This window comes from Mycoplasmatota bacterium, from assembly GCA_018394295.1.
Classification (GTDB): domain Bacteria; phylum Bacillota_I; class Bacilli_A; order Haloplasmatales; family Haloplasmataceae; genus JAENYC01.
Genome location: CP074573.1, coordinates 1,187,921 through 1,205,370, shown reverse-complemented (window position 1 = coordinate 1,205,370; position 17,450 = coordinate 1,187,921). Strand labels below are relative to the sequence as shown.

At 29.3% G+C, this 17,450-nt stretch carries 20 protein-coding genes; 3 read left to right on the top strand and 17 right to left on the bottom strand.

The genetic code is table 11. The annotated features are described in order from the left end of the window. Positions 1–22: 22 nt before the first annotated feature. The gene (locus KHQ81_05490; GenBank protein ID QVK19154.1) at positions 23–2,479 is read right to left on the bottom strand and encodes a heavy metal translocating P-type ATPase; all 2,457 of its coding nucleotides are present in this window, start codon (positions 2,477–2,479) and stop codon (positions 23–25) included. Between the two features lie 14 nt (positions 2,480–2,493). After that, positions 2,494–2,754, bottom strand: a complete 261-nt coding sequence (locus KHQ81_05485) for a metal-sensing transcriptional repressor (protein QVK19153.1) — start codon at positions 2,752–2,754, stop codon at positions 2,494–2,496. Between the two features lie 320 nt (positions 2,755–3,074). Between KHQ81_05485 and KHQ81_05480 the strand changes: the two genes are divergently transcribed. Then, positions 3,075–3,593 carry a GNAT family N-acetyltransferase gene (locus tag KHQ81_05480; GenBank protein QVK19152.1) on the top strand — a complete coding sequence of 173 codons (519 nt, stop codon included), beginning with the start codon at positions 3,075–3,077 and terminating at the stop codon, positions 3,591–3,593. 323 nt (positions 3,594–3,916) lie between these two features. Here the strand turns inward: KHQ81_05480 and KHQ81_05475 are convergent, their stop codons facing one another. The 14 genes from KHQ81_05475 to KHQ81_05410 form a co-directional block, all read right to left on the bottom strand. Then, complete coding sequence (locus KHQ81_05475) at positions 3,917–4,252, bottom strand: hypothetical protein (protein QVK19151.1); 336 nt, start codon at positions 4,250–4,252, stop codon at positions 3,917–3,919. 561 nt (positions 4,253–4,813) lie between these two features. Then, complete coding sequence (locus tag KHQ81_05470; GenBank protein ID QVK19150.1) at positions 4,814–5,368, bottom strand: hypothetical protein; 555 nt, start codon at positions 5,366–5,368, stop codon at positions 4,814–4,816. Beyond that, positions 5,369–5,608: a hypothetical protein gene (locus tag KHQ81_05465; protein ID QVK19149.1), complete on the bottom strand. Its 240-nt coding sequence runs from the start codon at positions 5,606–5,608 to the stop codon at positions 5,369–5,371. It lies immediately after the preceding gene. A 1-nt stretch (position 5,609) separates the two neighbouring features. Next, entirely contained in the window at positions 5,610–6,197 is a 588-nt protein-coding gene (rsxA, locus tag KHQ81_05460; protein ID QVK19148.1) for an electron transport complex subunit RsxA, read from the bottom strand. A 13-nt stretch (positions 6,198–6,210) separates the two neighbouring features. Next, entirely contained in the window at positions 6,211–6,864 is a 654-nt protein-coding gene (locus KHQ81_05455) for an electron transport complex subunit E (protein ID QVK19147.1), read from the bottom strand. Continuing rightward, a complete protein-coding gene (locus KHQ81_05450; protein QVK19146.1) occupies positions 6,857–7,447 on the bottom strand; it encodes an FMN-binding protein in 591 nt (196 codons plus the stop codon). Before KHQ81_05450 ends, KHQ81_05455 begins: the two co-directional genes overlap by 8 nt. Further along, a complete protein-coding gene (locus tag KHQ81_05445) occupies positions 7,447–8,460 on the bottom strand; it encodes an RnfABCDGE type electron transport complex subunit D (protein QVK19562.1) in 1,014 nt (337 codons plus the stop codon). The genes KHQ81_05450 and KHQ81_05445 overlap by 1 nt, the downstream gene beginning before the upstream one ends. A gap of 182 nt (positions 8,461–8,642) precedes the next feature. Beyond that, the gene (locus KHQ81_05440; protein ID QVK19145.1) at positions 8,643–8,990 is read right to left on the bottom strand and encodes a 4Fe-4S dicluster domain-containing protein; all 348 of its coding nucleotides are present in this window, start codon (positions 8,988–8,990) and stop codon (positions 8,643–8,645) included. Between the two features lie 23 nt (positions 8,991–9,013). After that, complete coding sequence (locus tag KHQ81_05435; protein ID QVK19144.1) at positions 9,014–10,039, bottom strand: RnfABCDGE type electron transport complex subunit C; 1,026 nt, start codon at positions 10,037–10,039, stop codon at positions 9,014–9,016. Between the two features lie 159 nt (positions 10,040–10,198). Continuing rightward, complete coding sequence (locus tag KHQ81_05430) at positions 10,199–10,807, bottom strand: manganese efflux pump (GenBank protein QVK19143.1); 609 nt, start codon at positions 10,805–10,807, stop codon at positions 10,199–10,201. 232 nt (positions 10,808–11,039) lie between these two features. After that, positions 11,040–11,651: a hypothetical protein gene (locus KHQ81_05425; protein ID QVK19142.1), complete on the bottom strand. Its 612-nt coding sequence runs from the start codon at positions 11,649–11,651 to the stop codon at positions 11,040–11,042. A gap of 273 nt (positions 11,652–11,924) precedes the next feature. Further along, positions 11,925–12,875: a DUF4097 family beta strand repeat protein gene (locus tag KHQ81_05420; protein QVK19141.1), complete on the bottom strand. Its 951-nt coding sequence runs from the start codon at positions 12,873–12,875 to the stop codon at positions 11,925–11,927. 2 nt (positions 12,876–12,877) lie between these two features. Next, positions 12,878–13,444, bottom strand: coding sequence for a DUF1700 domain-containing protein (locus tag KHQ81_05415; GenBank protein ID QVK19140.1), 567 nt, complete (start codon positions 13,442–13,444; stop codon positions 12,878–12,880). After that, the gene (locus tag KHQ81_05410) at positions 13,437–13,760 is read right to left on the bottom strand and encodes a PadR family transcriptional regulator (protein QVK19139.1); all 324 of its coding nucleotides are present in this window, start codon (positions 13,758–13,760) and stop codon (positions 13,437–13,439) included. Before KHQ81_05410 ends, KHQ81_05415 begins: the two co-directional genes overlap by 8 nt. 323 nt (positions 13,761–14,083) lie before the next feature. Between KHQ81_05410 and KHQ81_05405 the strand changes: the two genes are divergently transcribed. Together KHQ81_05405 and KHQ81_05400 are read left to right on the top strand one after the other, a co-directional pair. After that, on the top strand, positions 14,084–14,743 hold the full coding sequence (locus KHQ81_05405; GenBank protein QVK19138.1) for a DNA-binding protein: 660 nt from the start codon (positions 14,084–14,086) through the stop codon (positions 14,741–14,743). A gap of 8 nt (positions 14,744–14,751) precedes the next feature. Then, complete coding sequence (locus KHQ81_05400) at positions 14,752–15,516, top strand: DUF3307 domain-containing protein (GenBank protein QVK19137.1); 765 nt, start codon at positions 14,752–14,754, stop codon at positions 15,514–15,516. A gap of 201 nt (positions 15,517–15,717) precedes the next feature. On the opposite strand, the gene KHQ81_05395 is transcribed toward KHQ81_05400, so the two are convergent. After that, positions 15,718–17,412, bottom strand: coding sequence for a M3 family oligoendopeptidase (locus KHQ81_05395; protein QVK19136.1), 1,695 nt, complete (start codon positions 17,410–17,412; stop codon positions 15,718–15,720). Positions 17,413–17,450 lie beyond the last annotated feature (38 nt).

Here is a 17,450-nt window from a genome sequence, read left to right as displayed (position 1 = left end):
CTTCCTTTTGTTAATTTTATTTCTATTTAAATGGTTTGAATTTTTTTAATCTTAAAGCATTTGTCACAACGGATACAGAACTAAAGGCCATTGCAAAAGCAGCAATCATCGGATTGAGTAATGGACCACCAAATAGATGTAGTAATCCAGCAGCAATGGGAATTCCTAAAGTATTATAACCAAACGCCCAAAATAAATTTTGTTTAATATTTCGAATCGTTTTTTTACTTAAATCAAATATTGTAGGAACATCCATTAAATCACTACGCATTAAGACAATATCTGCTGATTCCATCGCAACATCAGTACCAGAACCAATCGCAATACCAATATCTGCTTGTGCTAAAGCTGGTGCATCATTAATACCATCCCCTACCATAGCGACTTTTAAGCCTTCTTGTTGCAGTTTTTTTACTTCATATGCTTTATCCTCTGGCAATACTTCTGCGAGTACACGGTCGATTCCTACTTCTCTAGCAATCGCTTGTGCAGTTTTTTTATTATCACCGGTAATCATAACTACTTTAATACCCATACTATGTAGTTGGTTGACCGCTTTTTTACTATTTTCTTTTACGATATCAGCAACTGCGATAATTCCTACTAGTTTATGATCTATCGCAATAAACATCGGTGTTTTACCTGCTTCAGCTAAACGTTCAGAATCTTTATATAATGTAATTTCAATATTTTTATCATTCATTAATTTAGCATTCCCTAAAATAACTGTTTTACCATCTATTGTAACTTCTATTCCATGGCCAGGAATTGCTTCAAATTGGTTTACCTTGAGAAATGTTAATTTCTCTTCTATAGCTTTATTGACAATTGCTTCACCTAAGGGGTGTTCGGATCCTTTTTCACTTGATGCAGCGAGTTGTAGTAATTCATTTTCATTAATACCACTTGTTACGATTATGTCTGTTACTTTCGGTTTTCCTTCTGTAATGGTACCAGTTTTGTCTAAAACAACGGTTTTAATTTGGTGTGTAATTTCTAATGCTTCACCACTTTTAATTAAAACACCATATTCTGCCCCTTTTCCTGTACCAACCATAATAGCAGTTGGTGTTGCTAGTCCTAAAGCACAAGGACAAGCTATAACTAAAACAGCAATAAATATCGTAAGTGAAAATACTACAGATTCACCAGAAATAAACCATAAAAGTCCAGATACTAACGCAATAATCATGACAATGGGAACAAAATATCCCGCAATAATATCTGCCATTTTAGCGATTGGTGCTTTCGACCCTTGAGCATCTTCAACTAATTTAATAATTTGTGCAAGCGCTGAATCTTTCCCTACTTTCGTGGCTTTAATAGTTATCAATCCATTTTTATTTAGGCTTGCTCCTATAACTTTATGATCAATCGTTTTTTCTACTGGAATACTTTCACCTGTTAACATTGATTCATCAACTGATGTATGTCCAGAAACAACAATACCATCAACCGGTATTTTTTCACCAGGTTTTACAAGAATAAGATCATTTGTCTCAACTTCATCAACAGGAATTATTATTTCTTTTCCATCCTGAATTACAATCGCAGTTTTGGGCGCTAAATTCATTAATTTCTTAATAGCTTCAGATGTTTTCCCTTTTGAAACAGACTCTAAATACTTTCCTAATAAGATTAAAGCTATGATTACACCGGTTGTTTCAAAATATAGACTATAAGCAAATTCATTATTCCCCTGATAGATTTGACTCACTGAAAATAAACTATAAACAAATGCTGCTGATGTTCCAACAGCAACTAAAGAATCCATATTCGGATCAAAACGAAATAATTTCGAATAACCAACGGTATAAAATTTATACCCAGCTAGCATAATTGGAATCACTAAAAGTAATTGCACAACTGCAAAATTTAGTGGATAGTTATCTGGATGTAGAAAACTTGGTATGGGTAACTTTAACATATGACCCATAGCGATATAGAGTAATGGAATCGCAAATACAATAGATACAATAAACTTTGTCCATAATATTTTCATTTCCTTTTCTCGACGGTTTTTTTCATCATCAACATCATTATCTTCAACATCTAATGGCTGATATCCAGCTTTAGAAATCGTATTTTTTAGTTGTGACATCCGTGTTATGGATGGGTCATAAATAACTTTTGCTTTTTCAGAAGCAAAATTAACACTTACTTCATTTATTCCATTCATTTTTTTTAGTGCACGTTCAACAGCAAGTGCACAACTTGCGCAAGTCATTCCTGATATCGGAATCATCACTTCTTTTTCTTGATTCTCTTTTTCTTCTACAACTCCATAACCTGCTTTTTTTACCACATTTTTAATTAAATCAAGATTTGCTTGATTTTCATCAAATTCAATTGATAATTTTTCAGTGGCGAAATTGACATTTGCGTTATTTACTCCTTCTAGTTTATTGACACTTCGTTCAACTGCCCTAGCGCAACTTGCACAAGTCATATCTGTTATGGTAATTATCTTCTTTTTCATGTGACCTCCAACATCTATTTTATATATTTATCAATTATATCGATTATTTCTTCTATTTTGTCATCCCCATGTCCTTCTCTAAACGCATCTTTAACACAATTGTTTATATGATTTTCTAACAATTGTAAATTAGCTTTTTTAAGTAACGCTTGAACAGCTAAAATTTGTTTTGAAATATCAACACAATACCTATCATCGTTTATCATTTTTAATATTCCTTCTATTTGTCCTTTAGATGTTTTTAATAAATTTTCAACTTTTTTATCTTTAATCATACATTTCTCCTCCTCACCCCCCTCCCTATATGGGGTGTGATTTCATTATACTTTATATTTTTTCTTTGTCAAGGATTATGAAAATTTGATAGCAATATTATTTTGCTCAACTTTTCAATATTCTCAACATAATTCAAAAATTTTTTATTTAAAATTATTAAATCTCATACCTCTCATCTGATATAAAATTAAAGGCCTTTAGAGTTTGTAAGCAATTTATGTATAGTTAATATTAAATATTTGTTTATTAAGAAATATGATATATAATTAAATAAATGAACTTATGTATTCTTGTACAAGTGTAGAACGGAGGATAATTTATGAATGATTTATTTTTAGCTGAACCTAATACACAATATCAAAAGAGTTTTGAAAATTACGCTCTTACATACAAGACAAAAAATGCTGAACATTATTTTAATAAATATAAAAAAGCATTAGATAATTACCAAGATTATTTGAACGACTTACATAATTATTCCAAGGGAAACGGACTACCTCAAGGAGAGGTTATAACTTCAACATTCTGGTTAATTGATAATAATGTAGTTGTAGGAGTAGTGAGAATTAGACACCAAGAGGTAGAATGTGCTGGTCATATTGGTTATGATATATCACCAGATTATAGAAATAAAGGTTATGGTTTCCAGATTTTAAAACTGGCACTAGAAAAATCTGTAAAGATAGGAATAAAAGAAGTAATTTTAACTTGTAATATCGACAATGCAGCTTCAAAGAAAATTATAGAAAAGAACAAGGGAAAATTATTAGAAACTATTTTTGATGAAGCAGAAAATGAATATCTGTACAAATATAGTATTACATTAATAACCAACTAACTTTCTTTCACTGTATTCTTAAAAAACGTAATATTAGCTACATCATTTCTTTAACAAATCCTTTATTTTAAATGTCCATAATATTAATATTTAAAAAAACCTAATCCTAGAATTGCACATAGGATTAGGTTTTTAGCTTCAACACAATTATATGATAGTAAAAAATATCTTATTTTTTTCTTAATTAACTATAAACTATGCTCTTTCACAGTAATTGTATCTGTAACATGACTATATATAAGAATGTTTCTAATAGAAAAGGTAACGTTTTAATGCATTAAAAAGGTTCACTTGAAACCTTTTAAATATCTATAAGTTTCCTCCTATGCTGTGACTTTCAAAACAAACACCATCCATATTGCCAAAAATAAAAGACCTAACCAAACCAAATTTAGAGATAAAGCAAGTATATTTAAAACTATATATTCTTTTTTGATAATATTACGAAGAGATAAGAATACTCCTAATAAACTTATAATTGGCATAAAAAACACTATTGTCGATGCGATAAGAAAAAGAGGATTAGGATTTTCATTACCAATAGTTAATAACCCAAAAATAAGTAGTATAATATATAAAAATCCCTGAAAACCAAAACCAAAAAATGGGATTAACATAGGTGCAAACTTACTATTGATATTTTTTTTTACAATACTCATTAAATCCCTCCTATATTTTAATATATACCTTAATTATAACTAACATATAATTATTCAACAATAACTATTAAATATTAATGAATAGCAACATCGTTCACACTAACAGAGTGATTAATAATCAGCATTGATTCTATTCAATTATATCTAATTGACAATATAAGTCCATTTAATTGAAAAGTAAAGCAATCTTAAATCTTTTTCTTATATTTGATAAAGGTATATTTATTAATATATACAACCCTAACCCTTGAATCATAAAAATAGATTTATCTTCAAAAAAGACTAAATTATAAATTATTAATACTAAATGAATAATAATTATTATATAATAATATTTTTTGCCACATTGTAATGTGTTGGTTTATTATCAGTAATTTTAAACACAAAATCTTCTCCTTTAAAAATAAAATTTCATCAATTAATTTTTCATATATATATAAGCAAAAATAACAAACCATTTAAATTTTAAAATATACATACTTATGACCGTAATATTAAAAAAATAAAGGTCTAAGTAAAACTACTTAAACCTCAATACTTAATATTGATAATTAATAATTATTATTTTAATAAGTTATTAATTTCTTCTTTTTGTTCTGTTTTTCTATTTAATGGACGACAATCGTCAGTAACTTTCTTTCCTTTAATTAAAGCATCTGCAAATGCTTTACAACCTGGTTCGCCACAGGTAGTACAATTTAAGCCTGGTAATAATTCAACAATTTTATTAAAACGTGGATCACTATTAGTCACATCAATAATTTCAAGTTTCTTTTTAGCAGGTTTTGCTTTCGTTTTTGCATCATCAATAGAGACTTTATCAGGGTCTTCTCCATTTAAAATTGCTTTAACTTTAGCATAAGTTAAGGCATTTCCTGGTGTACAATTCTTTACATCAGCTTCACCAGCTAGTAATCCCTCAGCCATACCAGAACATCCAGCATAACCACAAGCACCACAGTTAAAACCAGGTAGATTTTCAAGGATTAAATCATATCGAGGGTCTACTTCAACATAGAAGACTTTTGATGCAATCGCCAAAATTAAACCAATAACGGCTCCGATTGCGCCAACAATCCCTGCAACTGTTAATATTTGAATGATTGTATCAGTCATTTAATACACTTCCCCACTATTATTTTTTTTAAGATTATCTTTTATCTCTTTTTTAATTTCAGTAACACGATTTGGTTTTGCATATGAACATGATGTTGATGAACAATGCTCACATTTCAGAGAAGGAAGCTCACATCCTTCAGGCAATGGTGTTTTTTGATTTAAATAGGTTCCAATTGCGAAAAAGGTGATCAGTCCAAAAAAGACTAAAATTGTAATAATAATACCTGGAATATTCATCTTACACTAACCCTGCAAATCCTAAAAATATAATTGACATAATTCCAGCGGTTATTAATGCAATTGGGGCACCTTTAAATGCTTTTGGAACATTCGCATTTTCTAATCTTTCACGAATAGTAGAGAAAATATAAATAACTAATGTAAATCCAATTGAAATTCCGATTGTATAGGCAATCATTTCTGGATATCCAAATTCTTTTTCAGGTTTTACGTTAATTAATGCTATTCCTAAAATAGCACAGTTTGTTGTGATTAAAGGTAAATAGATACCTAACATCTTATAGATAATTGGTGCTGTTTTCTTAATAAACATTTCAACAAATTGAACAACACCAGATATAACTAAGATAAACACGATTGTTTGTAAATAACCTAAATCTTGTTCTTCTAAGATTAAGTCATTAATCGCAAATGTAACGATTGAAGATATTAACATAACGAAAATAACAGCAAGTCCCATTCCAATAGCCGATTGACTTTTCTTAGAAATCCCCATAAATGGGCAAATTCCTAAAAATTGTGTTAGGATTACGTTTTGGATTATTATACCTTCAATACCTAATTTAATTAAATCACTAGCATTCATCTTCTAACTCCTCCTAAGCTTTAGCTGTTTTTTGCTTTTTAGTTTCTTTATCATTTTTGAAAATTGCATTTATTATAGCTAATAAAAATCCTAATGTGATAAAGGCACCTGGTGCTAAAGTAAGTATTGACATTGGCTCAAATGCATTATTTGGAATTAAATTTAATTTAAGATTAATATCTCCATAAATAAAGAGTGTTAGAGCTCCATCTCCTAATAATTCTCTAAAAAATGCTAATACAACAATTGCGATTGTATATCCTACACCCATTCCTAATGCATCAATAATAGAATTTCCAACGTTATTTTTACTTGCATAAGCTTCAGCTCTACCTAATATAACACAGTTAACAACGATAAGTGGAATAAAGATTCCTAATTGATCGTATAGACTTGGTAAAAATCCTTGCATAACCAGTTGTACAATTGTAACTAATGTCGCAATAACAACGATATAAGCAGGAATTCGGACCTCATCAGGTATAAAATTCTTAATTAAAGATACAATGATGTTTGATAATACCAATACTATGGTAAAAGCAACACCCATCCCTATTGCACCAAATAAAGTAGAAGTAACACCAAGTACAGGACACATTCCTAGTAATAAAACAAATACTGGATTTTCAGAAAAAATCCCTTTTAGAAAGTTTTGTGCTTTATTCATCTGCTCCCACCTCTACTTTCAGATTTTCGTTGAAATATTGTAAAGCATTATTAATTCCATTAATGGTTGCTTTTGAAGTGTAAGTAGCACCACTTATTATATCAACGTTTTTGTCAGTATCATTGTGATAATACACTTCTCCAGATTTTCCATTGAATTGTTCAATAAATTTATCAATCGATTTGACTTTGGCTCCAGGTCCTGATTCATTAAAAGTTATATAAGTATATCCTAAAACTTCACCATCAATGTTAATACCCACTACTAGAACCATTCCTCCACCGTAACTTTCAGGTGCTTTAACTTCTAATACATATCCAACTAAATTTCCATCTGCATCTATAGCATCATAAATTGAATTTACATATTTAGAATCAGTAACTTCAGGATGATCCTCAGTCGCATTGTCTTCTTTGTTTTCATTTGGTACTGATGGGAACCACTTAATCATATATTTATTAATTTTAGTTAATTTAACTTGTCTAATAGGCTCTTTGGTTAATTCATAAGTTGCACCTAAAATTAACCCACTAAAACCAGCAATAATAAGAAGAACAGCTGTTAAATGAAGAGTTTTTTTCATTATGCAGCACCTCCTAAACTAACTGCAGTATAGAATGTTACGCCGATTGCAAGTAAAATAGTAACAATCCATAGTGCCCACTCTTTCTTTGTAATACCACGATCTTGACCCATATAGAAACTGTCCATAACAGGAACAAACATATTCATAAATAATATAGAATACAATACTCCTTCAGGAAGATTACCTAAAACACGAATCGCAAAGGTAATAATCGCTAAATATATCGCAAATATTGCTCTTCCTCGACGAGTAATTGGAGAGGTTACTGGTTCAGTAGCCATAAACACAGCACCAAACAATAATCCACCAGTTAATACATGGAAGATTGGAAAATATAGTGCTAATGTCTGTAAAGTAAATGGCTCACTAAGTGGTGTTCCTAAACCATTATATAAAGCAACAAACCACGTCATAAGAAATACTAAACCAACATATAAAACTGGAACAAACCAATCAATTGTTTTCTTAATAGATAAATAGATAAATGCGATAATAATCCAGAATGATAGACTTTCACCTAATGCACTTGGATACAATCCAAAGAATAATTTCCAAAAAGAACCATAAATCGCTTGAAATGAATCAAAACTTAATAATGCTCCTTCTTGGGCTGCTTTAACAAGTGGTGAAGCAGTCGCAATTGCATCTGTACTTCCAAATCCAGTGTATTTTACTGCTTTTCCTAATGTTTGTGCATATGCAATAGTAATGAAAGCTCGTCCAACTAAAGCAGGATTAAAGATATTATGTCCTACCCCACCAAATATTGATTTACCAATAATAATTGCAACAAATCCACCAATTATAACAATATATATAGGTGTTCCTAATGGTAAAGATAATGCATACAACATCCCTGTAATAGAAGGGTATGTTGTTGCCATATTTCTAAACCATCCAGCAAAATCATTAAAGTCTTTATTAACATATCTATTCCAAATCGATTCAGCTGCGATACATGAAAATACCCCAGCGAAAATAACTAAGCCTGCGCGAATTGCAACTATAATTCCTTCAGAAAATGAAGCTCCTAAATACTAATAGGCAAATCTGAATTAACATTGCGAGAATGGCCATAGGATAAGTTGTAATAGGCAAATCCAACATATATTTATGTGTTGAATTACCACTATGTATATGTGGATGCGGATCTACTTGAATTTTAGCCATGATAATTCTCCTTCCCTATCAATTACTTTTTCTTTCTATTTCTAGCTGTATAATATGATTTACCCTTTTTAACTGCTTCACTAACTTCAATATGTGATGGGCATACATAAGTACATGTACCACAACTAATACATTTAACAGTATCTAATTTACCTAATAATTTCTCATCCTTGGCAATAGACGCTGTTCTAATTAAAGTTGGTTGAAGTCCAGCAGGACAATATTTAACGCAATTACCACAGCGAACACATGGCTGTTCATCACGTACAAAATGTTTACTATCATGTTCTGAAAAATGTAACACATCCAATAAGACATCTCCAACTGGTTTATTATGTGGTACTTCATATTCACTAGCACCACCTAACACTAAAATACCAGATACTGCTCGAGTTACAACAAACTCTTCACTTTTTGGGTAACCCCCATCATTGGTCCACCAGAAATAACTCGTACGTCATCAAAGTCATCTGATATTCCACCGGATTGTTTAATTAAATCAGACGCTAGTGTTCCAATACGCACACGATAATTAGCAGGTTTTACAACGGCCTCACCTGTAACAGTAACAATACGTTCTATTACTGGGATTCCTTTTCTAATAGCATCAGAAATAGCAACAGAAGTTGAAACATTATTAACAATTACACCACATTCAAATGGATAAGTTTCATAAGAACGTTTTAAAGTACGATAGACAATTTGTCTTTCCCAACCAGCAGGATACTCATCAGGTACTTGGATCACATTTATATGATCATATTGTTCTGCTGCTTTTACAAGTAAATCGTATACCGCTTTCTTTCCTTTTTTAATCGCAATAATACCATTTTCAGCATCTGCAACCTTCATCATGATATGTAAACCATCAATGACACGGTCCGTTTCTTCTGTCATCATTCTATAATCAGCTGTAATGTATGGCTCACATTCAGCTCCATTTAAAATAATCGAATCAATATCTTTAGTATTTTGATACTTTAAAAATGTTGGGAATCCAGCCCCACCTAAACCTACAACACCAGCAACTCGCATAATTTCTAATAGTTTCGTATTATCTACTTCATCTAAATTAGAAATTGGAGTGAATTCTACAGGAGTATCTTGAAAATCATTTTTAATTTTAATACAGACATATGGTAATCCCGTACGATGTAATTTTCGCTCATTTCCAATGACTTCTCCACTTACTGATGAATGCTTTACTAGTGGTAATCCTTTTTCTCTAGTTCTTTCAGCAATTTTTTGCCCAAGTTTTACTTTATCTCCAGGTTTAACATATATTTCAAAATCAGAACCTTTTGCTGATAATGGAATATAGACATATTCTGGAGATATATATTTAACTGAAGATAATTTAGAAGTATCATCCTTTTTACCAGGAATATGGATTCCTTTTCTTGCTTCAAATAACTTCATCCTAACACTCCTTTTTAATAATTTCGTTCCTACAAATTATAACCTTATTACCTAACAAAGTAAATAATTGTATAAAATTTCACAAAATTTTCAAAGTATATTTTGATTATTTACAACCTCTATTACAGTATACTTAAGTAATTCAAAATAAAATATTTATTATAAACACATAATTGATTTAAACGCTAAAATGATAAGAATTAGTCCACCAAGAATCGTTGCTTTATTTCCAATGATTTTTTTTAGGTGCATTCCACTCGCTGCACCAATAAAGGAAAATATAAATGTTATCACTCCAATAGAAATTGAAGCTCCCCATATATTGTTATTTAACAATCCATAAGATATTCCAGCAGCAAAAGCATCAATGCTTGTTGCTGTTCCATAAATTAAGAGAATTTTGAGTGTTAAAAAGCGATACTCACCTGTTTTTAAACACTTATTCTTTTTACATTGATAACAATTCTCATAACCACAAGTATCTTTATTTTTACTAAAAGAATCTTTCAACATTTTTAATCCTAAAAATGCAAGTAGTATACCTGAAACAATAGAATTATATGAAGACATTTCTTTTCCAAAAATAAACAAAGCAAAATAACCTAATAAAAATAAACCTGCTTGAAAAAAACCAAAAGTAATCCCAATCATAAACCTTTGACTAAATTTCTTCGCTAACCCACTCATTCCTAAAGTAATAGATATCGCAAAAGCATCCATTGCTAAAGCTACTGAAAGCATGATAATAATAATAAATTCTTCAATCATATAATAACATTATTCTCCTTATTTTTTTTAGTAATCTATCTATACTAAACAAAAAAATAAAGACTTTTAATACAATAGAAAAAACTATCATATTAAAAGTCTCACCATGATCTAAATAATCATAATAAAGCCAGGATAAACCAGTATGTTGACTTTATTGTCCGTATATGGATAGCTACTCCCTTTTAACGCTATTTAAATTATAAGATATGTCAATATAATTGTCAAACAGTTATGTTACTTTCTCCCAAAATTTAGATGATACTTGTACAATACTTCCTATTAATAGTAATGTGAGTAACGTACCAATGCCTATATTATTTAATGGTTTTCCATGAAACGTACCAATTGATATCGCAACTATAAACACTGTAGTCTCTGTTAATGTCTTAGCAGTTAAAAAGTTTAACTTAAATTTTTTCATTAAACTTATCATTAAAATATCAGGCGCTGTAGGTGGGAGTTTCGATAATACAAGTAATGATATTCCACTCCCTAATAATATAATACTTAGAAAAAATAATGGAACTCGTACAACTAGTGAACTAATATCAAATGAAAAAATATGAATAGACCAGATATCAATCAATCTTCCTAATATAAAACCTGTAATAACTGCTAAAAAACTTCTTAGATGAAAATAAAACAGTTGTGAAATCAATATCGTAATAATACCTACTATAAAAACCCAAGTTCCAAATGTCAAATTGTAAAATTCACTAAGATTATTATGTAATACATCCCAAGAGCCAATACCAATATCTGCCCTTATATATAATCCAACACCAATTGCTATTAAATTTAACGCTATAATAAATTGTATAATTTTTTTAAATAATTTCATACTATCTCAAATCCTAATAATTAATTTTTGTCATGCTTATATATAATAGCATACATAAAACTAAAAATAAAATGCATATTTTAGGATTTTGTTTCCATTATTCTTAAATACTAATATTATGAAGACTTTTATGATCTAAGAAGGTAAAACTTAACATTCTTTTCGCATTTTAATTAAATGGATATTGGTATTTTTCTATAATTAAAAAACTCTATTGTTGAACTTATATCAATCAAGTAGAGTTTTTTGTTTTGATTTTATATTAAATTATTGTTATTTAATGGTAATATCTCCAGATGTGGTATTTATATTGATATTATTTAAACTATCTCCTACTCTTCCACTAACATGATGTTCATAATTTGATCCACTTACTAAATATTCAAACTTAATCTTAATATCACCTGATACTGAATCTGTTGCAAAATTAAATGATGCATCTTGATTAACATCTAATACTACATCACCTGATACACTATTAACCTTGATATCAAAGTTATCACTTATTTCATTTATTTCTAATTCACCTGAAGTTGATGATGCGTTAAGATTTCCACTCAAAGCATCTATTTCAATATCACCTGATATAGAATCTAAACTTACTTGAGAAGTAACTGTGTCAAGTGATATCTCACCTGAAGTGGTATGTATCGTGGTACCATTTGCCACTGTCATATTCTTTAAATCAATATCACCTGAAATTGATTTAAACCTCCCTTTATTTAACGTTAAATTACTTGCTTCAACCTCTCCTGATACGCTACGGATGTTTAAATAATCTAATGTCATATCATGAAGTTTCACATCAGAAGATACTGTACTAATATAAAGATTACCTTCATATGTACTAGGTAAATAAACATCCATTTTTGTATCTCTGAAAAATGAGATTCCGAAACAATAGGAACTATTATTGGCGTCAAACTCAATTGTATTATTAGATTTACTTGCATTTAATTTATAATCTACCTTACATAAAAAACAATTGATTTCTCCATAATACTTTACTTTGATTTCATTACTATCAACATAGATAAAATTGACATCAGCACTTGTTGATTTTATATTTAATTGATCAACATCATCAATAGTAAATACTTTTTCTTCATCAATTTTGATCGTTTTATTAAAATCTACTCCATCAGATGCTCCGAAAGCTATAATAGCACCTATCCCTGAAAATATAAAGATACAAACTAATGTTATAATAATTTTTTTAGTCATATTTATTTTCTCCTATTCATAATAATACTTAAATTAAATTTAAAATACTTTATGGTTATTATATAAAACCATTTAGATAAATAAACTGTCCCAATCGTCCATAATCCACCTAGAGAAGAAATTGCTAATCCAACAAAAATCCCTAGTATAGGGCTTGGAACATTATCAAAGAAGTTTGGAAAAAATGGTGCAATAATCACAAATAATCCACTTACAATAAACGCAACACCAGATACAAATAATGCAAATATCGTAGCTGCAACAGCAATGAAAGGCCCTAATATGAAAACTAAATTAAAGAAACCTAATCCTAATGAAGCAAATAATGCGCGAAAGAAATTTCCGACTGTAAACGATTCTTCAACTCTAGTAATCATATAATTAGCTCTCATCTCTTTAGCTAAAGATTTTGGATGACCTAATGATTTTGCGATATCTTCTTCTTCTCTTCCCTCATTCATTCCAATCGTAAAATGCTCTTCATAATCATATAATATATCTTTTTTATCTTGTTCTGGTATCCCTTTTAATTGTTCATTAAAAACTTTCATAAATTCTCTTTTATTCATACGCTTCACTCCCCTTCAATAATCTATTTACTCCTTTAGTAAATGAAAACCATTCTGCTTTTAGGTCCTTTAAAATATTTCTTCCTGCTGGACTCAGTTCATAATATTTTCTTGTTGGACCTTCTTGTGACTCTTCTAAATAGGTTGTCACATATCCTTCTTTTTTCAATCTAGATAACAATGGATAAATTGTTCCTTCACTAATTGTAAAACTGCGTGAGATATTGTTAACTAATTCATATCCATAACAGTCTTTTTGATCTAGTATAGAAAGAACACATAACTCTAATACTCCTTTTTTAAATTGTATATTCATTTTGAACCTCCTCTTAATTACATGAGCATTATAACACACGGTACCTTTCATTGCAAGGTACTATACAATATTTTATTACTTTTTTTTAAAATTGTTCATAAAATCGTTAATTTATTAACAAAAACTTCAAAAATAAAACCATAAAATAGTTTTATCCAACTTGTTAAGTTATTTTTTAAATGAAATGTGAATAATATACATTAATATATTCCCTTAGTTGCGTAAATCTATGCACTATTAACGTCATAGATGAAATATCACTATTATTTCCGTTGTAAAGGAAATTTCTTTTTGCTATAATGATAATGAAAGGTGGAATATAGATGTATTATGCAATTATTGGTGATATTATAAACTCAAAGAAAATTAATAATCGTTTAGCAACACAAGAAAAGTTAAAACATTATTTAGAAATAATAAATAAAGAATATCAAGATGATATAGCTGCCAATTTTATTATTACTTTAGGTGATGAATTTCAAGGACTTTTAAAAACATCAACACATTTATTTACAATATTAAATAAAATTGAAATTGTTATGCGACCATTAAGAATTAGATTTGGTATTGGTGTAGGAGATATTCTCACAAAAATAGATAATAAAATGTCCATTGGATCTGATGGTCCTGCTTGGTGGAGAGCTCGAGATATGATTTCTGACTTAAAAAAGAATCAAACAGGATTAAAACTGATCTCTAATATAAAAATTGCTGGAATCGATGATCAAAATATCTTGGATTTACTGAACATTAATTTAAGTTTTTGTTATTCTGTCAAAAGTAATTGGACTAAAGAACAAAGAGAAGTTAATGATTATATTACGTTGCATTATGGATTAACAGACCATTTTATTCAAAAAAGAGTTGCTGAAGAGATGGGATTAAGTCCTGTAAACGTAAATAAAAAATTAAAATTATCATTGTTTTATGATTTAGTCTATGCTCAAAATACAATTATGAAAATTTTAGAAAATGAAAGGTGAACGGTAAGATGACTATTGGGATAGGGATGTTATTTTTCATTACTCATGTTTTAGGTGATTTTTATTTATGTAATCAAAAATTGACTATTTATAGTGAGATTGATAAAAAAAATACCAGTAATAAAGATATCATAATTCATTCAGTTATTTATCAAATCTTATTTCTAATATTATTAATATTTTTTGGGGTTAATATAAAATTTATAATAACTTTTTTATTGATAGGGATTAGTCATTATATTGTTGATACCTTCCTGTTTTTTATTCAAAAAATAAAGTCCCTACCTAACACAAGGATATATCGTCATTTATTTTTTATTAAACAAACCATTCCTATATTAATTATTTTTCTATGCTTATGGTATCTTAAATCTGAAACAATTTCATCACATATCGCTTTAAAGATATTTGTTAATGATTTTTACTATATTCGCTTAGTCTTTGCATTTTTATTAGTAGGAAAACCTAGTAATGTTGTATTTAAAAAAATTTTTACACGATTTAAACCAGATAGCCTATCTGAAATTACAACAGATGATAAAACATATCAAAAAGCTGGAGCAACCATTGGTACGTTAGAAAGAATGCTTATTCTTATTTGTATTATCAATGGTTTGTATTCTTCCATTGGTTTAATATTTACCGCTAAATCAATTGCTCGATATAATAGAATTAGTAATGAACCTGCTTTTTCAGAATATTATTTGTTAGGCACACTATCAAGTGTTTTATTTACAATCATCATCTATATAATTAGTTTTACGATATTTTAAGATAAATAGTTTTACAACTCAAAGGAAAATAACCATTTTTATCATTCATACGATAAGTATCTATTCAAATTATCTAAAATGTAATATCTTAATAGCGGACAAGAAAAGTATTGATATATTTTCCCAAATACACTAAGAGCCTCAAAAAAAAGATGTTAAGCATTGTCCCTTAACATCTTTTTTGTATTTGTAGATTATTTATTAAAATTTACTATCATCAACACTATTTAAATAAGCTTCAATTGGTTCTACAACTGATTTAATACATCCATCCTCAAATGGATTTTTTAAACCTGCATTTTCAACTAAAGATAGGAATGGTTTAGTTCCACCTAATTGACATAGTTTCAAGTAACTATCCCAAGCTTTTTCTCTATCTTCTCTTGACTTAACCCAATATTGGAAAGCACATACTTGAGCTAAGGTGTAATCAATATAATAGAAAGGAGCCCCAAAAATATGACCTTGTTTAAACCAGAATCCACCTCTATTAAAGAAATCATTATCTTCATAATCTCTATGAGGTAAATATTTTTGTTCAATCTCACGCCATTTTGCTTTTCTTTCTTGTTGAGTTGCATTTGGATTTTCATATACAAAATGTTGGAATTCATCGACTGTTACTCCATATGGAATAAATAGAACAGCACTACTTAAATGAGAAAACTTATATTTCGCCTCATCTTCTTGGAAGAATAAATTCATCCATGGCCATGTGAAGAATTCCATACTCATTGAATGTATTTCACAAGCCTCAAGTGTTGGCCAATTGTATTCAGGCACTTCATACTTTCTACTACTATACACTTGAAAAGCATGTCCTGCTTCATGTGTTAAAACATCAACATCACCACTTGTACCATTAAAGTTAGAGAAAATAAATGGTGATTTATGGTTTGAAATATAGGTACAATACCCTCCACCTGCTTTGCCTTTTTTGGCAACAAGATCCATTAAATGATGTTCTGTCATGAAAGTAAAGAATTCATCGGTTTCTTTTGATAATTCATGATACATTTTTTTAGCATTATTTATCATCCATGCTTCATCACCTTTAGGCGTTGCATTTCCTGATAAAAATTCTAGTCCCTCATCATAATATTTTAAGCTCTCAACACCTAAACGTTTCGCTTGTCTTTTTAATAATTTTTGTGCAACTGGAACTAAATCATTTAATACTTGTTTACGATAATTGGCTACCATTGGAGCATTGTAATCAGTTCTTGTAAATCTGTCATATCCTAATTGTACAAAATTTTCATAACCTAATTTTTTCGCAATTGTATCGCGAACATGAACTAATCCGTCATATATTTCATCCAGTTTTTCTTCGTTTTCAACGAAAAAATTCGTTATCGCAAGCTGTGCATTTTTTCTTGTCTCTCTATTTTTTGATTGAGCGAATGGGGTCATTTGTGATAAATTACGCTCTTCACCTTCGAAAGGAATTTTAGCTGAAGCTAATAATTTCTGATAAGCACTAGCAAGTTTATTTTCCTTTTGTAGTTCTTCAATTATATCCGGCGAAAAAGTCTTTAATTCTAAATTTGCGATATTAAATAGATGTTTTCCCCACTTTTCTTCTAACTCTTTTTTGAATTTTGAATTTACCAAAGCTTTATAGTACTTATTAACTTGTTCTTGATACAACGGACTGTTCTCATCAAAAAAATCCATTTCTTTTTCATAAAACTCATCCACTGTATTAATAGAATGTCTAATACTTACTAATGTTTGCATGGTATCAAAATCATTACGCAATTGGATAATAGCTTTCATTGCTTCATCTACCTCGTTAAATGATTTTGATTCGTTAAACTGACTTAGTAATGCTTCGAAATTCTTCTTAAGTTCATCCATATCAGGTCGAACATACTTAAAATTTTCAAATTTCATATAAACCTCCATTTTCTATTTAATAAAACCCTGGAAAT